This is a genomic window from Xanthomonas nasturtii, assembly GCF_001660815.1.
Lineage (GTDB): Bacteria > Pseudomonadota > Gammaproteobacteria > Xanthomonadales > Xanthomonadaceae > Xanthomonas > Xanthomonas nasturtii.
In genome coordinates, this window is record NZ_LYMI01000034.1 from 21,862 (window position 1) to 40,298 (window position 18,437).

The 18,437-nt window shown below is 66.0% G+C and carries 16 protein-coding genes and 1 other RNA gene; 8 read left to right on the top strand and 9 right to left on the bottom strand.

The features are described from left to right. Positions 1-52: 52 nt before the first annotated feature. The 4 genes from A7D16_RS13000 (at position 53) to A7D16_RS13015 (ending at position 5,717) form a co-directional block, all read left to right on the top strand. Complete coding sequence (locus A7D16_RS13000; protein WP_064633303.1) at positions 53-1,765, top strand: N-acetylmuramoyl-L-alanine amidase; 1,713 nt, start codon at positions 53-55, stop codon at positions 1,763-1,765. 137 nt (positions 1,766-1,902) lie between these two features. After that, the gene (gene mutL, locus A7D16_RS13005) at positions 1,903-3,774 is read left to right on the top strand and encodes a DNA mismatch repair endonuclease MutL (protein ID WP_064633616.1); all 1,872 of its coding nucleotides are present in this window, start codon (positions 1,903-1,905) and stop codon (positions 3,772-3,774) included. After that, on the top strand, positions 3,774-4,709 hold the full coding sequence (locus A7D16_RS13010; RefSeq protein ID WP_064633305.1) for a DUF1684 domain-containing protein: 936 nt from the start codon (positions 3,774-3,776) through the stop codon (positions 4,707-4,709). The genes mutL and A7D16_RS13010 overlap by 1 nt, the downstream gene beginning before the upstream one ends. A 33-nt stretch (positions 4,710-4,742) precedes the next feature. After that, positions 4,743-5,717 (top strand): TraB/GumN family protein, encoded by a 975-nt coding sequence (locus A7D16_RS13015; protein ID WP_064633307.1) that lies wholly within the window; start codon positions 4,743-4,745, stop codon positions 5,715-5,717. Positions 5,718-5,768: 51 nt separating this feature from the next. Here the strand turns inward: A7D16_RS13015 and A7D16_RS13020 are convergent. The 4 genes from A7D16_RS13020 to gluQRS form a co-directional block, all read right to left on the bottom strand. Next, positions 5,769-5,852, bottom strand: a non-coding RNA gene (locus tag A7D16_RS13020) — sX9 sRNA. Between the two features lie 60 nt (positions 5,853-5,912). Continuing rightward, a complete protein-coding gene (gene phaR, locus A7D16_RS13025) occupies positions 5,913-6,488 on the bottom strand; it encodes a polyhydroxyalkanoate synthesis repressor PhaR (protein ID WP_064633309.1) in 576 nt (191 codons plus the stop codon). A gap of 159 nt (positions 6,489-6,647) precedes the next feature. Beyond that, a complete protein-coding gene (gene phbB / locus A7D16_RS13030; protein ID WP_064633311.1) occupies positions 6,648-7,388 on the bottom strand; it encodes a beta-ketoacyl-ACP reductase in 741 nt (246 codons plus the stop codon). An 87-nt stretch (positions 7,389-7,475) separates the two neighbouring features. After that, a complete protein-coding gene (gene gluQRS / locus A7D16_RS13035) occupies positions 7,476-8,375 on the bottom strand; it encodes a tRNA glutamyl-Q(34) synthetase GluQRS (RefSeq protein ID WP_064633313.1) in 900 nt (299 codons plus the stop codon). 98 nt (positions 8,376-8,473) lie between these two features. Between gluQRS and htpX the strand changes: the two genes are divergently transcribed. Next, positions 8,474-9,352, top strand: coding sequence for a protease HtpX (htpX, locus tag A7D16_RS13040; RefSeq protein ID WP_064633315.1), 879 nt, complete (start codon positions 8,474-8,476; stop codon positions 9,350-9,352). Between the two features lie 223 nt (positions 9,353-9,575). Here htpX and A7D16_RS13045 read toward each other — a convergent pair whose 3' ends face one another. The 4 genes from A7D16_RS13045 to A7D16_RS13060 all read right to left on the bottom strand — a co-directional run bounded on the left by A7D16_RS13045 (position 9,576) and on the right by A7D16_RS13060 (position 14,149). Next, entirely contained in the window at positions 9,576-11,645 is a 2,070-nt protein-coding gene (locus tag A7D16_RS13045) for an EAL domain-containing protein (protein WP_064633317.1), read from the bottom strand. 221 nt (positions 11,646-11,866) lie between these two features. Continuing rightward, positions 11,867-13,048, bottom strand: coding sequence for a BaiN/RdsA family NAD(P)/FAD-dependent oxidoreductase (locus A7D16_RS13050; RefSeq protein ID WP_064633320.1), 1,182 nt, complete (start codon positions 13,046-13,048; stop codon positions 11,867-11,869). Continuing rightward, positions 13,045-13,593: a YaeQ family protein gene (locus A7D16_RS13055; RefSeq protein ID WP_064633322.1), complete on the bottom strand. Its 549-nt coding sequence runs from the start codon at positions 13,591-13,593 to the stop codon at positions 13,045-13,047. The genes A7D16_RS13050 and A7D16_RS13055 overlap by 4 nt, the downstream gene beginning before the upstream one ends. 70 nt (positions 13,594-13,663) lie before the next feature. Then, entirely contained in the window at positions 13,664-14,149 is a 486-nt protein-coding gene (locus tag A7D16_RS13060; RefSeq protein WP_064633323.1) for a YaiI/YqxD family protein, read from the bottom strand. A 286-nt stretch (positions 14,150-14,435) separates the two neighbouring features. Between A7D16_RS13060 and A7D16_RS13065 the strand changes: the two genes are divergently transcribed. Further along, complete coding sequence (locus A7D16_RS13065) at positions 14,436-14,633, top strand: cold-shock protein (RefSeq protein WP_082925804.1); 198 nt, start codon at positions 14,436-14,438, stop codon at positions 14,631-14,633. Positions 14,634-14,803: 170 nt separating this feature from the next. Next, the gene (locus A7D16_RS13070) at positions 14,804-15,502 is read left to right on the top strand and encodes a glutathione S-transferase (protein ID WP_064633327.1); all 699 of its coding nucleotides are present in this window, start codon (positions 14,804-14,806) and stop codon (positions 15,500-15,502) included. A 159-nt stretch (positions 15,503-15,661) separates the two neighbouring features. Here A7D16_RS13070 and A7D16_RS13075 read toward each other — a convergent pair whose 3' ends face one another. Beyond that, positions 15,662-16,537: an alpha/beta hydrolase gene (locus A7D16_RS13075; RefSeq protein ID WP_064633329.1), complete on the bottom strand. Its 876-nt coding sequence runs from the start codon at positions 16,535-16,537 to the stop codon at positions 15,662-15,664. A 292-nt stretch (positions 16,538-16,829) separates the two neighbouring features. On the opposite strand from A7D16_RS13075, the gene A7D16_RS13080 reads away from it, so the two are divergent. After that, complete coding sequence (locus A7D16_RS13080) at positions 16,830-18,392, top strand: protein adenylyltransferase SelO (protein ID WP_064633331.1); 1,563 nt, start codon at positions 16,830-16,832, stop codon at positions 18,390-18,392. Positions 18,393-18,437: the final 45 nt, after the last annotated feature.

Below are 18,437 nucleotides of genomic sequence, written 5' to 3' on the forward strand. Positions count from 1 at the left end.
TTAAGGGAAATCACCTTGCAATTCACGCAGTTGGGTGATTGAATCCAGCGCCATGACACCGGGGATCCGCCAGTTCTGTGCTTCCGCCCTGACCGCCAGCCTCAGCCTGGCGGTTTTTGCTGCGTGGGCCGGCGAAATCAAGGGGGTCGGTGTCAGCACTGGCGCCACCGGCACGCGCGCAGAAATTCAGTTGGCCGGCAGCGGCGGCTTCAAAACCCTGTCGCTGGCGAATCCGAATCGCCTGGTGGTGGATTTTCCCGATTCGTCCGGTATGCGCGGCCTCAAGCTGCCGCCCGCTGCCGGGTTGGTGACCTCGGTGCGCACCGGGCAGCCGGTGCCGGGGACGTTCCGGGTGGTGTTCGAGCTGGCAACGCCGGTGACGCCGCTCAAGCCGCAGATGCAGACGCTGGGCAGTGCGTCGACTTTGGTGATCGAGTGGCCAGGCGATCCCGCCCCGGCCGCGACCTCGGTCGTTGCCGCTGCGGCGATGCCTGCTGCCGTGCCGGCGCCGCGTCCGCTCAATGCGCAAACCGAAGCCGCACGTGCAACCGCCGCGCTGGCCGCCTCTGCGCAACGTGCCTCCTCGGTGCCGCCACCCCAACCGTCGATTCCACCGCCTGCAGCGTACGTGCCGGCATCGGCAATGCCCACCGTCACGCAAGCACCGGTACCGACCACGGTGGCTACCGGCGTGCCGACGCCGCGCCCTGGCACCACCGCAGCTACCGGCACCGCAGCGCCGGCCGGCGTTGCCGGCAACACACCTAACCGTGCCGCTGTCGCTACCGGCAATTCATCGGCTGGCGCAGCAGTGGCCGGCAGCAGCGCATCCGCCGCAGCAATCTTGAACGGCGGTAGAGCGCCGGCAGCTGCCATGCCGGGCAGCGCCGCAGCACCCATGCCCAACAGCGGGCCCAATGCCGTTGCTGGCGCGAGCGACGACGACATTCCGCCGCGTCCGGTGCTGCCCAGCGAAGCTGCGCGCGTCAAGATGGCACCGGGCATGCGTCCGTTGATCGTGGCGATCGACCCGGGCCACGGCGGCCAGGATCCGGGCGCCATGGGCCCCACCGGCAAGCGCGAGAAGGATGTCACGCTGGCGGTTGGCCGCGAACTGGCACGCCAGATCAACGCCACGCCGGGCATGAAGGCCTATCTCACCCGCGATACCGACGTGTTCATTCCGTTGCCGATGCGCGCGCAAAAAGCGCGTGCTGCCAAGGCCGACATCTTCATTTCGATCCACGCCGACGCTGCCGAAAACCGCAGCGCCACCGGCTCGTCCGTTTACGTGTTGTCGACCAAGGGCGCCTCCTCGCAACGTGCGCGCTGGCTGGCCGACAAGGAAAATGCCGCCGATCTGGTCGGTGGCGTACGCCTGCAGCAGACCGAAAGCACGCTTGCCAACGTGTTACTGGACCTGGCCCAGAGCGGCCACATGAAAGCCTCCGAAGACGCCGCCGGTCATGTGCTGGGTGGGTTGAAGCGCATCGGCAACAACCACAAGCCGCAGCTGGAACGCGCCAATTTTGCGGTGCTGCGCACCTCCGACATGCCGGCCATGCTGGTGGAAACTGCCTTCATCTCCAATCCGGACGAAGAGCGTCGCCTGATCGACCCGGCTTACCAGCGCAAGATCGCGGCAGCCGTGCTCGACGGCATCGATACCTTTTTCACCCGCCAGCCGCCGCCCGGCACCTTGTTCGCAGCGCGCGCGCAGGCCGAGGCCGATGCGGTCGGCACCGTGGCCGGCGGCAGCCGCTGACCCGCTCGGCTATCATTGCGCACTGATTCCTTGATGACGGCGCCTGCGCGCCGCCGGATTGCCGTGCCGACGTTTGTCTTGCCTGCCACATTCCCGACGCACCGTGTTTTGCGCTTCCAGCAGTGGAGCGCGCGCTGATGGCGATCCGTCAGTTGCCCGAGATTCTGATCAACCAGATCGCTGCCGGCGAAGTCGTCGAGCGGCCCGCTTCGGTGGTCAAGGAACTGGTCGAGAATGCGCTCGATGCCGGCGCCACGCGCGTGGATATCGAGCTCGAAGAAGGCGGCGTCCGGCTGATCCGCATCCGCGACAACGGCGGCGGCATCCCCCCGGACGAACTGCCGCTGGCGGTGTCGCGGCATGCCACCAGCAAGATTGCCTCGCTGGACGACCTGGAAACCGTGGCCACGCTCGGCTTCCGCGGCGAAGCCTTGCCGTCCATCGCCTCGGTCAGCCGCTTCACCCTGACCTCGCGCCGCCACGACGCCGAACACGGCTCGGCACTGGAAATCGACGGCGGGCGCCTGGGTGAGGTGCTGCCGCGCGCGCATGCGCCGGGTACCACGGTCGAAGTGCGCGAGCTGTTCTTCAACGTGCCGGCGCGGCGCAAGTTCCTGCGTGCCGAACGTACCGAACTCGGGCACATCGAAGAGTGGCTGCGCTCGTTGGCGCTGGCGCGCCCGGATGTGGAATTGCGCGTCTCGCACAACGGCAAACCGTCGCGGCGCTACAAGCCGGGCGATCTGTATTCGGATGCGCGGCTGGGCGAAACCCTGGGCGAGGATTTCGCGCGCCAGGCCTTGCGCGTGGACCACAGCGGTGCCGGTCTGCGCCTGCATGGCTGGGTCGCGCAGCCGCATTACTCGCGTGCCAGCACCGACCAGCAATACCTCTACGTCAACGGCCGGTCGGTACGCGACCGCAGCGTGGCGCACGCGGTAAAGATGGCCTATGGCGATGTGCTGTTCCATGGCCGCCAGCCGGCGTACGTGTTGTTCCTGGAACTGGACCCGGCGCGCGTGGACGTCAACGTGCACCCGGCCAAGCACGAGGTGCGCTTCCGCGAAGCGCGGCTGATCCACGATTTCGTCTATCGCACCTTGCAGGACGCGTTGGCGCACACCCGCGCTGGTGCGACGCCCAACAGCATCGGCAGCGATGGCCACGCGGGTGCCACCTCCGGCGGAATGGGCGGCATTGCCAGCGGCGGCGTTGCAAACCACGGTGGCACATCCGGTAGCGGCAACAGCGCGTACAGCTACGCAAGCTGGACGCCTTCGCAGACGCCGTTGGGTCTGCGCGTGGACGAAACGCGCGCCGCATACAGCGCGCTGTATGCGCCGCCACCGAGCAGCGCGCAGCAATCGGCAGGCATGCCGGCGATGGCCGGCACCGGGTTGCCGGCAACTGCAGCAGACAGCGGGGTGCCGCCACTGGGGTATGCGGTGGCGCAGTTGCACGGCATCTACATCCTGGCCGAAAACGCCGAAGGCTTGATCGTGGTCGACATGCACGCGGCGCACGAGCGCATCGGCTATGAGCGGCTCAAAGCTGCGCACGACAGTATCGGCCTGCATGCGCAGCCCTTGCTGGTGCCGATGACGCTGGCGGTGGGCGAGCGCGAAGCCGACACCGCCGAGCGCGAAGCCGAGACGCTGGCCACGCTCGGTTTCGAGATCACCCGCGCCGGCCCGCAATCGCTGCATGTGCGCAGCATTCCTGCACTGCTGGCCAATGCCGAGCCGGAGGCGCTGCTGCGCGATGTGCTTGGCGATCTGCGCGAACATGGGCAAAGCCGCCGCATCGCCAGCGCACGCGACGAGCTGCTCTCCACGATGGCCTGCCATGGCGCGGTGCGCGCCAATCGCCGCCTCACCGTGCCCGAAATGAACGCGCTGCTGCGCGATATGGAAGCTACAGAGCGCTCGGGTCAATGCAACCATGGCCGACCGACCTGGGCTCGGTTTACGCTGAGCGATATCGATCGTTGGTTTCTCAGGGGACGTTGATGGCAGTGCACAGGGGGAAGGGCTGGCTGCTCGGCATGCTGGTGGCAGTAGCGTTGCCCGGTTGCGGGCGCGATGCGCCAGCGCCCGCCGCGCCGGTCGCACTCGACAAGACGTTTCTGGCCGACACCGCCGCCTGGCGCGAAGCACGTCTGAAAGAGCTGCGCGCCCCCGATGGCTGGACCAGCCTGGTTGGCCTGCACTGGCTCTCGCTGAAGGCGCACTACATCGGCAGCAGCGCCGACAGTGGCATCAAACTCGCGGTGGGCCCGCCGAAGATGGGCATGGTGTCCACCGAGAACGACATGGTCTGGTTCGTGCCCGAGCGTGGCGCAGCGCTGAACCTGGACGGCAAGCCACTGACCGGCCGGATCCGCTTCCAGTCCGATCGCGACCCGCAGCCGACCTTCATCCATTTCGATGGCGGCAAGGGCGTGTTGAGCCTGATCCATCGCGGCGACCGCAACGCGCTGCGGGTCAAGCATGCCGACGCGCCATCGCGCAGCCACTTCGCAGGCCTGGACTACTGGCCGGTCGATCCGTCCTGGCGCATCAGCGCGCGCTATGTGCCCAACGATGTCGGCAAGACCATTGCGATCGTGGATATCGTCGGCATCAGTAGCGAGCAGCCCAATGCCGGTGCGATCGAGTTCGAGCGCGACGGCAAGGCCTACCGGTTGGAAACCATCGGCGAGCCGGGGCGGCCGATGTTCGTGGTGTTCGCCGACCGCACCAGCGGCCATGGCAGCTATCCGGCCGGGCGTTTTCTGGACCTGGATGTGCCGGATGCTTCCGGGCAGGTGGTGGTCGATTTCAATCGCGCCTACAACCCGCCGTGCGCGTTCACCCCGTTCGCCACCTGCCCGTTGCCGCCCCCGGAAAACCGGATCGACCTGGCGGTGTCGGCAGGCGAGAAGACCTACAAGGTGCCGCACTGACATGTGCGACGCTGACATGCGCGGAGCAGCACGATGAAGATGAAAGCGGCAACCTCAACGCGCCGACGCGTCGCCGCCTGGTGCAGCGGCGCGCTGCTCGGCCTGATGTTGTGGAGCGGGGCGCTGGTGCCGGTGTGGGCGCGTGGCGCCAGTGATGTGCCGACCGGCCCGCCGGTGCCGCTGCTGTGGAAGGTCGATGGCAAGGGCGGTACGCTGTATCTGCTGGGCTCGTTCCATGTGCTCAAGCCCAGCGACTACCCGTTGTCGCCGGATGTGCTGCAGGCTTTCGCCAAGGCCGACCGGCTGCTGTTCGAGTTGCCGCCTGCCGATGCGCAATCGCCCGAGCTGGGCAGCCGCATGCTGCAGGCAGCGCGGCGCACCGACGGGCGCACGCTGCAAAACACGCTGGATGCGAAGACCTGGCAGGCGTTGCGTGCCTACGCGCGCAAGTACGGCATATCGCTGGAGAGCCTGCAGCCGATGGAACCGTGGTTTGTGGCGCTGACGATCAGCCTGGCCGAGATGACCCGGCAGGGCATGGACCCGAACGCGGGTCTGGACCATTACCTGATGCAACAGGCGCAGACACGTGGCAAGCCGGCCGATGGTCTGGAGCGTGCCGCGGAACAGATCGCCTTGCTCGACGGCATGTCGCCGACCGAGCAGCATCAGTTGCTGGAAGAAGCGCTGGACGAGGCAGAGACCAGCGATCAACTGCAGCAGCTGCACGCGGCCTGGCGCAATGGCGACGTGCATACGCTGTCCACGCAGATGGCCGAGGACATGCGCCGCCACTATCCGGCGCTGTATCAGGACATCAACGTCGAGCGCAATGCGCGCTGGGTACCGCGGCTGGAACAGCGGCTTGGCAAAGGCAGCGGAACCACGCTGGTGGTGGTCGGTGCGCTGCACTTGTTGGGAAACGATGGGGTGGTGGAGCGGTTGCGTGCACGTGGCTACCACGTGGAGCGGATCTGCTCGGCCTGCGCAGGGCAGGCCCGCCGCTGATCGGTGGCGCCTGGGAGCGTCACGCTCCACGCGCGGCGTTCGTCCTGGAGCGGCTAATGGAACGTAGCGAGCGGTCGTCAGGTGGGTGCGGACGGCGGACGGCGGGCTCGGAGCCGGAGTGTACGCGTGGTACATGCCGCACCGAGCGCTTGCCGCGGCCGCTTGGCGGCCGCATCGTCGTTTTGTGAGTCGCTCTTAGCCGCGATTGCGGGCCTTGCCGGTGGTGCCATGATTGCTGCCGGCCGTGCCGTGCGTACCGGTCCCCATCGGGCCGCTGCCCAGGCCGCCTGCGCCGGGCGGGTTCGGCGGCGTGCCCGGGCCACCCGGACGACCGAAGCCGGCGCCGAAATTGCGCTGGAATTCCTGCCACAACTCCAGGTTGCGCTCGGTCAGCTGGTTCATCATCGCCCACGGGGTCTGCCCGAGCAGGTTGCCCATCTGCTGGCGGAACTGCTGCTGCTGGTCCAGGAACACCTGCATGCTGCGCTCCAGGTAATTGCCCATGAAGCCCTGCAGCGAGTCGCCGTAGAAGCGGATGATCTGGCTCAGCAACTGGGTGGAGAGCATCGGCTCGCCGTCCTGTTCGCGGTCGGCGATGATTTGCAGCAACACCGCGCGGCTGAGGTCTTCGCCGCTCTTGGCGTCGCGTACCTCGAATTCTTCGCCATCGATGATCAGTTGGCGCACATCTTCGATGGTGATGTAGCTGGAGATTTCCGTGTCGTAGAGACGGCGATTGGGATACTTCTTGATGATGCGAAGTCCGGCCATGGAACGTTCACTCACACTGATAGTGCGCGCAGGATGGCGCACCGCAGCAGCGGTTGCAACAGCCAGAACGCCTTATTTGCTTAAGCGGACACATTAAAAATGTTGCGCAGCATGGTTTTTGAGGTAAATCCATGCTGCACCGCAAAGTTGCAGCAAACGCTACCAACCCATGTGGTGGCCGCCGTTGATGTCCAGATTGGAACCGGTGATCCAGGCGGCCTCTTCTGCAACAAGAAACGCCACTGCATAGGCGATCTCTTCCGGGCGGCCCAGGCGCCCGGTGGGGATGTCGGCCACGATCTTGGCGCGCACTTCCTCCGGCACCGCCATCACCATGTCGGTGGCCACGTAGCCGGGCGAGACCGTGTTGACGGTGACCCCGAACGCCGCGTTTTCGCGTGCCAGCGAAATGGTGAAGCCATGCATGCCGGCCTTGGCTGCTGCATAGTTGGCCTGCCCGTACTGGCCCTTGAGCCCGTTGATCGAGCTGATCTGGATCACCCGGCCCCAGCCGCGCTTGCGCATGCCCTCGATCACCGGGCGGGTCACGTTGAAGACCGAATTGAGGTTGGTGTTGATGACCTCGTGCCACTGCTCGGCAGTCATGCGGTGGAAGGTCGTATCGCGGGTGATGCCGGCATTGTTGACCAGCACCTCGATCGGCCCCAGCGAGGCTTCGACCTCTTCCACCAATGCGCGTGCATGCTCGGACGAGGCCACATCGCCGCGAAACAGCGCAACCTCATAGCCCTGCGCCTGCATGCGCTGCTGCCAGTCGCGCGCCTTTTCTTCGTTGCGGAAGTTGCTGGCGACCCGGTGGCCCTGGTCGGCCAGGCGCTTGCAGATGGCAGTACCGATGCCGCCGGTGCCGCCGGTGACCAATGCGACGCGAGATGTCATGAAGACTCCATTCAACAAGTAAGGCCGAGGCGATCTCGGAAGCGTGGCGACGCTGCCGCGCCCGGATGCCGGTGCTGGGGCGCAATTCTAGTCACGCTGGCGCCCGGATGCGCGCTTATCCAGATCCTGCTGGCGCTGGCGCGGCAGCAACGGTGGCGAGAAATGCTGCACGGCATGCTGCAGCAAGGTCGCCACGTCCGCATGCCGCGGTAGCGCAGCAGGACGTTGTCCCAGTGCGGCCCAGGCTGCGTGCAGGGCCGGCAGTGGATCTGCATCGTCCAGCGCGGGCGCGTCGTGCGACTTGGACAGCTTGCGCCCATCGCCATCCAGGATCAGCGGCAGGTGCAGATAGCGCGGTTGCGGCAGGCCCAGTGCGCGCTGCAACAACATCTGCCGAGGGGTGGAGTCGAGCAGGTCGGCGCCGCGCACCACATTGGTGATGCCCTGCGCCGCATCGTCCACCACCACCGCCAGTTGGTACGCCCAATAGCCATCGGCGCGGCGCAGCACCACATCGCCTACATCTGCGTAGACGTCCTGCAGCAGATGGCCTTGCAGCGCGTCGTCGAAGCCCACCGGCGGCTGCGGTGGCACCCGCAGGCGTACTGCACGGCGCTCGCCCAACGGCGCAATGCAGGCGTGGTGGACACCGCCCATGCCGGCCAGGTCGGCGCGGCTGCAGCTGCATTCAAATGCCTGGCCGGTCTCCAGCAAGTGGGTGATTGCCGCGATGTAGGTTGCATCGCGCTCGGACTGCCGGATCACCGGCAGGTCCGAGTGCAGTCCGAACGCGGCCAGGGTGCGCAGCTGTCGTTCGGAGGCGCCAGGATCGGCGCGCGGCGGGTCGATGTCTTCGATGCGCACGCACCACTGCCCACCGGCATGCCGGGCCAGCAGCCAGCTGCCGAAGGCAGCGAGCAGGGAGCCGAAGTGCAGGGGGCCAGTGGGGGAGGGCGCGAAGCGGCCGAGATAGGTGGGCGATGGCATGGGCAACTGAATCGTCGGTCAGGTGCTTGCTTGATTTCAAGCCGCAACACCCGCAGATCCGCAACAGTTCACCCCCGCATCAGTGGAGCCACCGTGCCATGTTCAACCGCATTGTCCTGTTCCTGCTGACCAACCTGGCGGTGTTGATACTCGCCGGCATCGTCATGTCGGTGCTGGGCGTCAACTCCGCGCAGATGAGCGGCTTGTTGGTGATGGCCGCGATCTTCGGTTTCGGCGGCTCGTTCCTTTCATTGTTGCTGTCCAAGTTCATGGCCAAGCGCAGTACCGGTGCGCAGGTGATCACCGAGCCGCGCACGCCAACCGAGCGCTGGTTGCTGGAGACCGTGCGCCGTCAGGCGCAGGCCGCCGGCATCGGCATGCCGGAAGTGGCGGTGTACGACGGGCCGGAAATCAATGCCTTCGCCACGGGGGCCAACCGCAACAATGCGCTGGTGGCCGTGTCCACGGGCCTGTTGCACAACATGCAGCAGGACGAGGCTGAAGCGGTGCTCGGTCATGAAGTCGCCCATATCGCCAATGGCGACATGGTGACCATGGCGCTGCTGCAGGGCGTGCTCAATACCTTCGTGATCGTGCTGGCACGGGTGGTCGGCGGCATCATCGACAGCGCGGTGTCGGGCAACCGTGACACTGGCCGCGGCTTTGCGTACTACATCATCGTGTTCGCGCTGGAAATGGTGTTCGGCCTGTTCGCGACCATGATCGCGATGTGGTTCTCGCGACGCCGCGAATTCCGCGCCGACGCCGGCGGCGCCCAGCTGGCCGGGCGCAGCAAGATGATCGCTGCGCTGGAGCGGCTGTCGCTCAATCATGGCCAGAACACCTTGCCTTCGCAGGTGCAGGCGTTCGGCATTTCCGGTGGTGTGGGCGATGGGCTGCGTCGCCTGTTCCTGAGCCACCCGCCGCTGACCGAGCGTATCGCCGCGCTGCGGGCCGCCAATGGTGCGGCGCTGTAAGCAGCGGTCACCGGGATCGCTGCGGCGCTGTGCCATGCGGAAGGCGCTGCGGTTTGTGCCACCTCTGACGGTTGCTACGGTACGTCAGTTATCCATGCTCACCGATCCGGTCCGCTGCATGGTCTGGTTGGCCAGTGGCCCAGTCAGGATCATTGCCAAAGACAGCAAAAGGCCCGCGCAGTGCGGGCCTTTTGTTGTGCTGCGTTGCCGGCGCTCGGTTGGCTCAGCCGAACTCGTAGTTCATCAACGGTCCGGTCGGTGCGACGAAGTCGCCTTGCACATAGTCCACCCCGGCACTGAAGAAGTTGCTCATCGATTGCGCATCGGCCACGAACTCGGCCACCGTCAGGATGCCTGCCGGCTGCGCGCGCGAGGTGATCTCGCGGATCTTCTCCTGGCTTTCGCGCGCCGACGCGGCGTCGCCGGTGATGCCGCGATCCAGCTTGAGGAAGGCCGGCTGGAAATGCGCCAGCAACTGGAACGAATCCAGGCCCGAGCCGAACTGTTCCAGCCCGACCTTGCAGCCCATCGCCGAGACCGCGGCCAGGAATTGCTGCGCATTGCGTAGATGCGTAAACACCTTCGATTCGGGGGTCTGCAGCCACAGCCGCTCACCGGGCACGCCGTAGACCGCCAGCTGTTCACGGATGGTATCGATCATCTGCGGGTCGGAGAACGAGTTCGGCCCGATGCGGACCAGCAGGTGCGTCTTGTGCCCGGCGCGTTGCCGTTCGCCCAGTTGCCGGATCGCCCGCGCCACCACCCAGCGGTCGATTTCGGTGATGAGGTCGTGCTCTTCGGCTATCGCCATGAACGCATTCGGCGACATCATTTCGCCATTGCGTTCCAGGCGCAGGAAGGCCTGGTACAGCTCCAGCGGCTCGCCCTGCAGGTTGAGTACCGGCTGGTAATGCAACAGGAAGCCGTCGCCAACCAGCGCCTCGCGCAACTGCTCGACCCAACGTTCGATCCGTTCTTCTTCCGCCCGGTCGGACGCTGCCGGGTCGTAGATGCTGACCGCATTGCCACCGAGCTCGGCGGTGGTGCGTACCCCTTCGGTGCCGCGATTGAGCACCTGGCCGATGCTGGCGATCTTTTCGCCGATCTGCACACCGCCGATGCTGACCGTCACCGTGGCCGAGCGCGTGCCAAGGCTGAAGACATACTGCGCGAATGCATCGCGCACCGTCTCGGCCAGCGCATGCGTGCGCGCGTAATTGCCGTTCGTCAGTAGGGCAAAACTGTGTTCGCCGAAGCGCGCCGCCGCCACGCTGTCGTCCAGTACGCTGGCCACATGCGCGGCCAGCGCGGCAATCAATGCATCGGCCGAATCCAGGCCGAATTCCGGCAGTATGCGTGCGTAGTGATCCGGCTCGATCAGCAGGAAACCCGACTGGCCTTCGCTGCGTCCAGCCTGCGCCACTGCCTTTTCCAGCGCCACCATGAAGGTCGGGCGGTTGAGCAGGCCGGTGACCTGGTCGCGCTGGCGCAGGTCTTCGACCTCGCGTGCCAGCTCCGGGTCGAATTCCTCGCGGCGCCGGAAGACCACCTGGATGCATGGCTCGCCTTCGTAGGTGGCGGTGGCAAATTCCATCGTGGCCGGGAAGGTGTCGCCTTCCACCCGGCGCGCGTCGAGCTTGTATTGCGCCGGCGGCGGCTCGCCCTTGGACATGGCCTTGAGCAGCTGTTTGAAATCGTCGACGTACTGCGCGGCGATCATGTCCAGCAGCGAGACGCCTTCGACGTCGTCGAACGACTCGAAGCCGAACATTTCCAGATACGCCTCATTGGCGCGGATGTGCATGCCTTCATGCACGTAGGCGATCGGGTCACGCGAGGAGGCAATGAGTGCGTCGCAGCGGCGCTCGGTCTCGCGCATCTGCGCTTCGATGCGGCGCAACCCACGGCGGGCCTGCAGGTCGTCCCACTCCGAGCGCACCAATGCCAGCAGGTGTGCGGGGCGGTGACGCAATGCAATGGCGCGCACGCCATGCGAAGCGGCCTCGACCAGCGCGTTTTCTTCGATCCGGTCGGCCAGCAGGATGATCGGGATGTCCTTGCCGCTGCCGGCGATCTGCGCCTGCAGGGCGTTCATGGGCACTTGCTGCGCCTGACCCTGGATGGCCAGATCGATCTGGCCCGACAGCATGCTGGCCAGTTCCTCCTGGTTTTGCGGGCGCGACGGACGCACTGCAATGCCGCCGTTGCGCAGTGCGGTGACGATGGTCTCGGCACTCTCCACGCTGTCGTCGACGATCATCAGGCGGAGGGTGAGATCTTTGCCTTTTTGCATGCGCAGCTCCCTAGAGACGGGCTTTAATACACGAAGGGGTCTGGCACGTCCATGTGTGTGGAGCATGCCGCATCGAGTGTGAGACGTAGAGCAGGTATTGCGCTGCCGAGCGCCTCGGCAGGGCATCGACCGGATCCGGTGTGTGCCGTCCAGAGCCGGGGCAACTCCTGCACGGTGCCTAAGCGGTGATCGGCCGCAAGCGGTCGTCCTGAGCGTCGTCGTTACGCCACGCTACCCGCGGCATGGCCTGACGCCCACGCCCACTGAAAGTTGTAACCGCCCAGCCAGCCGCTGACATCCAGCACCTCGCCGACGAAATACAGGCCTGCCACCAGGCGCGACTCCATGCTCGCACTCGAGACCTGATGGGTATCGACCCCGCCTAGCGTGACTTCAGCCGTCCGATAACCTTCGGTGCCGCTGGCGATCAGCGGGAAGCTGCCGAGCAGCTCGGCGGCGGCCTGCAGTTGCGGTGGATCCAGCTGACGCACCGGCTTGTCCGGCAGCCAGACCTCGCACAGGCGTTGCGCAAAGCGCTTCGGCAGCACGTCGGCCAGCACGTTGCGCAGCTCGGTGGCGCCGCGTTGCTGCTTTTGCTCGCGCAGCCATGCGCCCGCGTCGTGTCCCGGCAACAGGTCGAGTCGCAAGTCGTCGCCGGGTTGCCAATACGAAGAGACCTGCAGGATCGCCGGACCGCTGACGCCACGGTGGGTGAGCAGCATGAAGTTGCGAAAGCTGACCCCATTGCAGTGCGCTTCCACTGGGAAGGCGAGGCCGGACAACTCCTGCAGGCGTTCCTGATGCTTGCCGCTCAGGGTCATCGGTACCAGTCCGGCACGCGTGGGCAGCAGTGCATGGCCAAACTGTTTGGCCAAGCTGTAGCCAAAGCCGCTGGCGCCCATGCTGGGGATCGACAGCCCGCCGGTTGCCACGATCAACGATTGCGCCTGCACGCGTCCCTGGCTGGTCTGGACCTCGAAGCCGTCGCTGCCGCGCTGGACCGACAGCACCTCGCACTGGGTACGGATCTGCACGCCAGCCGCGTCGCATTCGTCCAGCAGCATGCGCACGATCTGCCTGGATGAGATGTCGCAGAACAACTGGCCCAGCTCTTTCTCGTGGTAGGCAATGGCATGACGCTCGACCATTTCCACGAAATCGCCCGGGCTGTAGCGCGCCAGCGCGGATTTGCAGAAGTGCCGATTGGCCGAAATGAAATTGCCAGGCGCTGTACCGGTATTGGTGAAATTGCAGCGCCCGCCGCCGGACATCAGGATCTTCTTGCCGACCTTGTTGGCATGGTCGATCACCAGGACCTGGCGGCCGCGCCGGCCGGCAGTGAAGGCGCTCATCAGGCCGGCCGCACCGGCACCGATGACCAATACGTCGCAACGCACGTTCATTCGGCCGGCGCTTGTCGCACCATCGGGGTCAGGGTGACGCTGCCGTGGTCGGCCAGCATCTGCACTTCGCCGTCCTGGATGATCACGTCAAAGCGCATGCCGCGCTGGATCAGCGCGCCCAGCGCTTCGGTGGCCTGCGATTCGAGTTCGATCACGCGCAGGTTGCGATGCCGGCCCATGGCGTTGGCGTGCTTCTTCCACCAGGTTTCGGTGGCCTGGCCGCCATAGCCGATCACCACCGCCTCGCGCGAGCGGTTGCAGGCCTTGCGCACGCGGCTCTCGTCGGGCTGGCCGAGGTCGATCCACAGGTCCGGGTCGCCGGTGTAGTCGCGCCGCCACAGGTCGGGCTCGTCGTCGTTGCTGAGGCCGCGGCCGAATTCCAGCCGGTCGTCGGCGAACAGCGCGAACGCGAGCAGCCGCACCATCAGGCGCTCGTCGGTCTCGGAAGGATGCTGGGCCAGGGTCAGTGAATGGTTGGCGTAGTAGCCGCGGTCCATGTCGCTGATCTGGAGTTCCGCCCTGCGGACGGTGGCGGTGAGGGCCATCAGGATGCCAATTGCAAAGGGCGCCTATGATACGCACCCGGTTCCGCGGCCGTGCGTCACGTCGCCAGCGTCACCGCGGCGGGCGCGGTTGCGCGGCCAGCCAGCGATCCAGCTGCGCGGCAAAGGCCTGACGGTCGCGCGCATGCAGCGCCGGTGGCCCGCCGGTGGCGACGCCTGCACCGCGCAACTCTTCCATGAAGCCACGCACCGACAGGCGCTCGGCGATGGTATTGCTGGTGAACGGTTCGCCGCGTGGGCCGACCGCACTGGCGCCGGCCTCCAGCACGCGTGCCGCCAGCGGGATGTCCTGGGTGACGACCAGGTCGCCGGCAGCCACCCGTTCTGCGATCGCGTCGTCGGCCGCGTCTGGGCCGCCCGGCACTTGGATGGCACGAACATGGGGCAGGCTGGGCGTGCTGAGATAGTGGTTGGCGACCAGGGTCACGGCGGTGCCGGTGCGCGCGGCGGCACGGAACAGGATGTCGCGGATCACGGCGGGGCAGGCGTCGGCATCCACCCAGATCTGCGCACGGGTGAGGGTATCAGGGGTTTTCATCGCGCAATTGTGGATGGGGAGGGCCCTGACAGACAGTCGGATTTGGCCTGACTGCAAAAGATTTGACGCAAGGTGTCGCTTTTTGCCGAAAACACGAGTACTGTGCACGTACTGTGTTTGCAAGGGTCACCGTGAATCGTGGCCTGGTGCAGCCGGATCGTTACAGATCTCGCTTCATCGTTCCGCTTTACCAACGCCTGCAACTCAGTCTCAGCTCCGGCTTTTCGGACGCTGCGATTTATCCATCTATAGTTCAGGAGTTAGTAAAATGTCATCAGAAGCACGTATGAACGGTATCGTGAAGTGGTTCAACGACGCCAAGGGCTTCGGCTTCATCACCCCGGAAAGCGGCCCGGACCTGTTCGTGCACTTCCGCGCCATTCAGGGCACCGGCTTCAAGTCGCTGCAGGAAGGCCAGAAGGTCACCTTCGTCGCCGTGCAGGGCCAGAAGGGCATGCAGGCTGACCAGGTGCAGGCGGTCTAATCCGTCTGCGACCGTAAGGTTGCCAAAAACGCCGGTCGCGCAAGCGCCCGGCGTTTTTTATTGTTTGCAGGAATGGGCCCAGTCTCGTTCAAGCGTCTGCCGGGCGCTCCTTCCGCACAGCGATGACGCGCAGCTGGGTAGCATGTGCGCTTTCCGCGCGCAGCCTTCCCATGATCACTGTTCACCACCTCAACAACTCCCGTTCCCAGCGCGTGCTGTGGCTGCTGGAGGAACTGGCGCTGCCGTACCAGATCGTGCGCCACGAGCGCGACCCCAAGACCATGCTTGCGCCGCCGGCGTTGCGCGCGATCCACCCGCTCGGCAAATCGCCGGTGCTTGTCGATGGTGATCTGGTGGTGGCCGAATCCGGCGTGATTCTGGACTACCTGACCGAGCGCTACGACACCGAATGTGCGCTGTCGCCGTCGCCGCGGCCACTGGAGTCGCCGGAGCGCCTGCAGTTTCGCTATTGGATGCACTACGCCGAAGGCTCGGCGATGCCGCCGTTGTTGATGACGCTGATCTTCGGGCGCATCCGCAGCGCGCCGATGCCGTTCTTCGCCAAGCCCATCGCGCGTGCAATCGTGGACAAGGCGATGTCGGGATTCGTCGGGCCGCAGCTCAGGTTGCACCTGGACTGGATGGAGCAGTCGCTGCAGTCAAGCAGCTGGTTCGCCGGCGAACGCTTTACTGCCGCCGATATCCAGATGAGCTTCCCGGTGCAGGCGGCGGCTGCACGCGGCGGCGGGCTGGAGAACTATCCACGCTTGCGCGCGTTTGTGGAGCGGATCGAGGCGCGTCCTGCGTATCAGGCCGCGCTCAAGAAGGGCGGCCCGTTCGAGTTGATGGGAAGCAAGCCGGTAAAGTGATCGTCACAGCGTCTTGGGATGCAGGTCAGGGCGGGCGAAAGGCATCCGTCCGCCGTCCACTGGCGCCAATCATCAAGACCTAGGTCGGCATCGTGGCTCGCCGGGGCGCGATGCCGATAACTACCTGTCTAGGCACGGCTGCAAGGCACCGCAGTACGATCAGGGTGCCCGGCACTGGCGAACGAACTGCAGCGTGTCGCGCAGCACCTGCGAGCGCTCGGGCGCTTTGTGCAGTCCCAGAAGGATGCCGAGGTGGCCCATGCCGGGATAGACCTTCAGTTCGGCGGTGCCGCCCTCGCGTGTTAGCACCTGCTGCAGCGAGAGACTGTTCTGCAGTTCGACCACGTGGTCGGCATCCCCATGCAGCAACAGCATGGGCGGTTCGTCGCCGCCGACGTAGCGCACCGGCTGCGATTGCCGTTGTGCTGCCGGCGTGTCGCCGAAAATCTCGACCAGCTCCGGGTCGGTCATCGGCAGGAAGTCGTAGGGTCCGGCCAGGCCCACCACGCCGCACAGCTGACGGGGTTTGAGGTTCTGCTCCTGCAGCCAGCGTGCGTCGGTGCCGAGTAAGGCGGCCATGTGCGCGCCGGCCGAGTGGCCCATCACCGCGAGCCGTTTCGGGTCGCCGCCGTACTCGTGTGCGTGCCGGTAGCTCCAGGCGGTAGCGCCAGCGGCGTCGGACATGAAGCCTTGCAGCCCGACCTGCGGATATTTGCGGTAGTCGGCCACCATCGCCACCACGCCCTGGCGCGCGAGCGCGCGGCCAACCCAGCGGTAGTTGGCGCGTGAACCGCGCTTCCAGGTGCCGCCATAGAAAAACACCACCACGGGCGCATCGACCGCGCCGCGCGGTTGGTACACATCCAGTGCCAGGCCGTGCGTGGGGTCGAAGACCTGGTCGCGATGCTCGACGATGCCTGTGCGGCTAGATGCTGCATTGATGCCGCCAAAGAAGACGCTACTGCAGGCCGTCATGGTCAACGAACCGAGCAGCAGGATGGCGGGGCGGAACCAGCGGGAGGCGCGCGAAGGCATGGACGATATCGACAGGAGGGCAGGAAGGGCGGTTGGTACAAGGAACGAACGTAACTGGCAAACAAGCGCGAACCGGTCCGGTGGCGGCCCGGCAGCACAGATTTGCCGTGACCGCCTGTATCGCACCCGCACCATCTGCGGCCGGCGGCCATTAGCAGCTATTGCACGTCGCAAGCATGTGCAGGACGAGCCTGCTTGGTGCGAGCCAAGCAAGTGAAGATACGGTGCGCAGGCAGCGCTGGATGCGCACCTGCCCATGCCGGGTTCACTGCCGGTGGCCTAGGCTTGCCGGATGACACAACTGCATTTTGATAACCGCCTGCGCCAGCAGCTGCCTGGCGATCCGGAAGAGGGGGCGCGCCGGCGCGAGGTGCGCGCCGCCTGGTCGGCAGTACTGCCGACGCCAGTCGCCGCCCCGTACCTGATTGCGTATTCGGCCGAGATGGCGCACGTGCTGGGCCTGGACGACGCTGAGATCGCCAGTGCGCACTTTGCCGAGGTCTTCGGTGGCAATGTGCTGGATCCGGGCATGCAGCCCTGGGCGGTCAACTATGGTGGGCACCAGTTCGGGCATTGGGCCGGCCAGCTTGGCGACGGGCGGGCGATTTCGCTGGGCGAGGCGATCGGCATCGATGGCGGGCGCTACGAATTGCAGCTCAAGGGTGCCGGCCCCACGCCTTACTCGCGCGGCTCCGATGGGCGTGCCGTCTTGCGTTCGTCGATCCGTGAATTTCTGTGCAGCGAGGCGATGCATCATCTGGGCGTGCCGACGACGCGCGCCTTGAGTCTGGTCGGCACCGGCGACGCGGTGGTGCGCGACATGTTCTACGACGGCCGGCCGCAGCGCGAGCCGGGCGCGATCGTGTGTCGGGTTGCGCCCTCGTTTGTTCGCTTCGGCAACTTCGAATTGCCCAGCGCGCGCGGCGATACGGCACTGCTGCAGCAGTGGGTGGATTTCACCATTGCACGCGATTTCCCGGAGCTGGACGGCGCCGGCGAGGCGCTCTACGCCAACTGGTTCGCGCAGGTGTGCGAGCGCACCGCGGTGATGGTGGCGCACTGGATGCGGGTCGGCTTTGTGCATGGGGTGATGAATACCGACAACATGTCGATCCTGGGGTTGACCATCGATTACGGCCCGTATGGGTGGGTGGACGACTACGACCCGGACTGGACGCCCAACACCACCGACGCGCAGGGACGTCGCTACCGTTTCGGGACCCAGCCGCAGGTGGCGTACTGGAACCTGGGCCGGCTTGCCCAGTCTCTGGCGCCGTTGTTCGCCGACCAGGCGCCGCTGCAGCTGGGGCTGGGGCTGGATCGCTTCCGTGACACTTATCTGGCGTGCGACCGGCGCGACACCGCCGCCAAGCTGGGGCTGGCCGAGTGCCGCGACGAGGATTTGCAGCTGATCGATGCGCTGCGTGCGCTGATGCGCGAATCCGAGATGGACATGACGCTGACCTTCCGCGGCCTGATCGACCTGTCGCCCGAACATCCAGACCCGGCGCAGCTGCGCGATGCGTTCTACGACGAAGACAAGCGCGTGGCGGATGCGCCGCAATTGCGGGACTGGTTGCAGCGCTATGCCGCACGCCTGCAACAGGATGCGCTGACGCCGGACGAGCGCCGCGCGCGGATGCGCCTGGCCAATCCGCGCTATGTGTTGCGCAATTATCTGGCGCAGCAGGCAATCGACCAGGCCGAGCAGGGCGACCCGTCCGGAGTGCAGGAGTTGCTGGAGGTCATGCGCCGCCCGTACGAAGATCAGCCCGGGCGTGACGCATTCGCTGCGCGGCGACCGGAGTGGGCGCGCGACCGCGCCGGGTGTTCGATGCTGTCGTGCAGTTCCTGACGCGCTCAGATGCAGGTATGCCGTAAAGGCGACGTCAACGGCTTG

Bases quoted from the DNA above. Each gene is read 5' to 3' on its own strand.
- A7D16_RS13010 (WP_064633305.1), top strand. From the start codon at position 3,774: ATGGCAGTGCACAGGGGGAAGGGCTGGCTGCTCGGCATGCTGGTGGCA.
- A7D16_RS13075 (WP_064633329.1), bottom strand. From the start codon at position 16,537: ATGCCTTCGCGCGCCTCCCGCTGGTTCCGCCCCGCCATCCTGCTGCTC.
- A7D16_RS13065 (WP_082925804.1), top strand. From the start codon at position 14,436: ATGAACGGTATCGTGAAGTGGTTCAACGACGCCAAGGGCTTCGGCTTC.
- htpX (WP_064633315.1), top strand. From the start codon at position 8,474: ATGTTCAACCGCATTGTCCTGTTCCTGCTGACCAACCTGGCGGTGTTG.
- gluQRS (WP_064633313.1), bottom strand. From the start codon at position 8,375: ATGCCATCGCCCACCTATCTCGGCCGCTTCGCGCCCTCCCCCACTGGC.
- A7D16_RS13015 (WP_064633307.1), top strand. From the start codon at position 4,743: ATGAAGATGAAAGCGGCAACCTCAACGCGCCGACGCGTCGCCGCCTGG.
- phaR (WP_064633309.1), bottom strand. From the start codon at position 6,488: ATGGCCGGACTTCGCATCATCAAGAAGTATCCCAATCGCCGTCTCTAC.
- A7D16_RS13070 (WP_064633327.1), top strand. From the start codon at position 14,804: ATGATCACTGTTCACCACCTCAACAACTCCCGTTCCCAGCGCGTGCTG.
- A7D16_RS13055 (WP_064633322.1), bottom strand. From the start codon at position 13,593: ATGGCCCTCACCGCCACCGTCCGCAGGGCGGAACTCCAGATCAGCGAC.
- A7D16_RS13060 (WP_064633323.1), bottom strand. From the start codon at position 14,149: ATGAAAACCCCTGATACCCTCACCCGTGCGCAGATCTGGGTGGATGCC.
- phbB (WP_064633311.1), bottom strand. From the start codon at position 7,388: ATGACATCTCGCGTCGCATTGGTCACCGGCGGCACCGGCGGCATCGGT.
- A7D16_RS13000 (WP_064633303.1), top strand. From the start codon at position 53: ATGACACCGGGGATCCGCCAGTTCTGTGCTTCCGCCCTGACCGCCAGC.
- A7D16_RS13045 (WP_064633317.1), bottom strand. From the start codon at position 11,645: ATGCAAAAAGGCAAAGATCTCACCCTCCGCCTGATGATCGTCGACGAC.
- A7D16_RS13050 (WP_064633320.1), bottom strand. From the start codon at position 13,048: ATGAACGTGCGTTGCGACGTATTGGTCATCGGTGCCGGTGCGGCCGGC.
- A7D16_RS13080 (WP_064633331.1), top strand. From the start codon at position 16,830: ATGACACAACTGCATTTTGATAACCGCCTGCGCCAGCAGCTGCCTGGC.
- mutL (WP_064633616.1), top strand. From the start codon at position 1,903: ATGGCGATCCGTCAGTTGCCCGAGATTCTGATCAACCAGATCGCTGCC.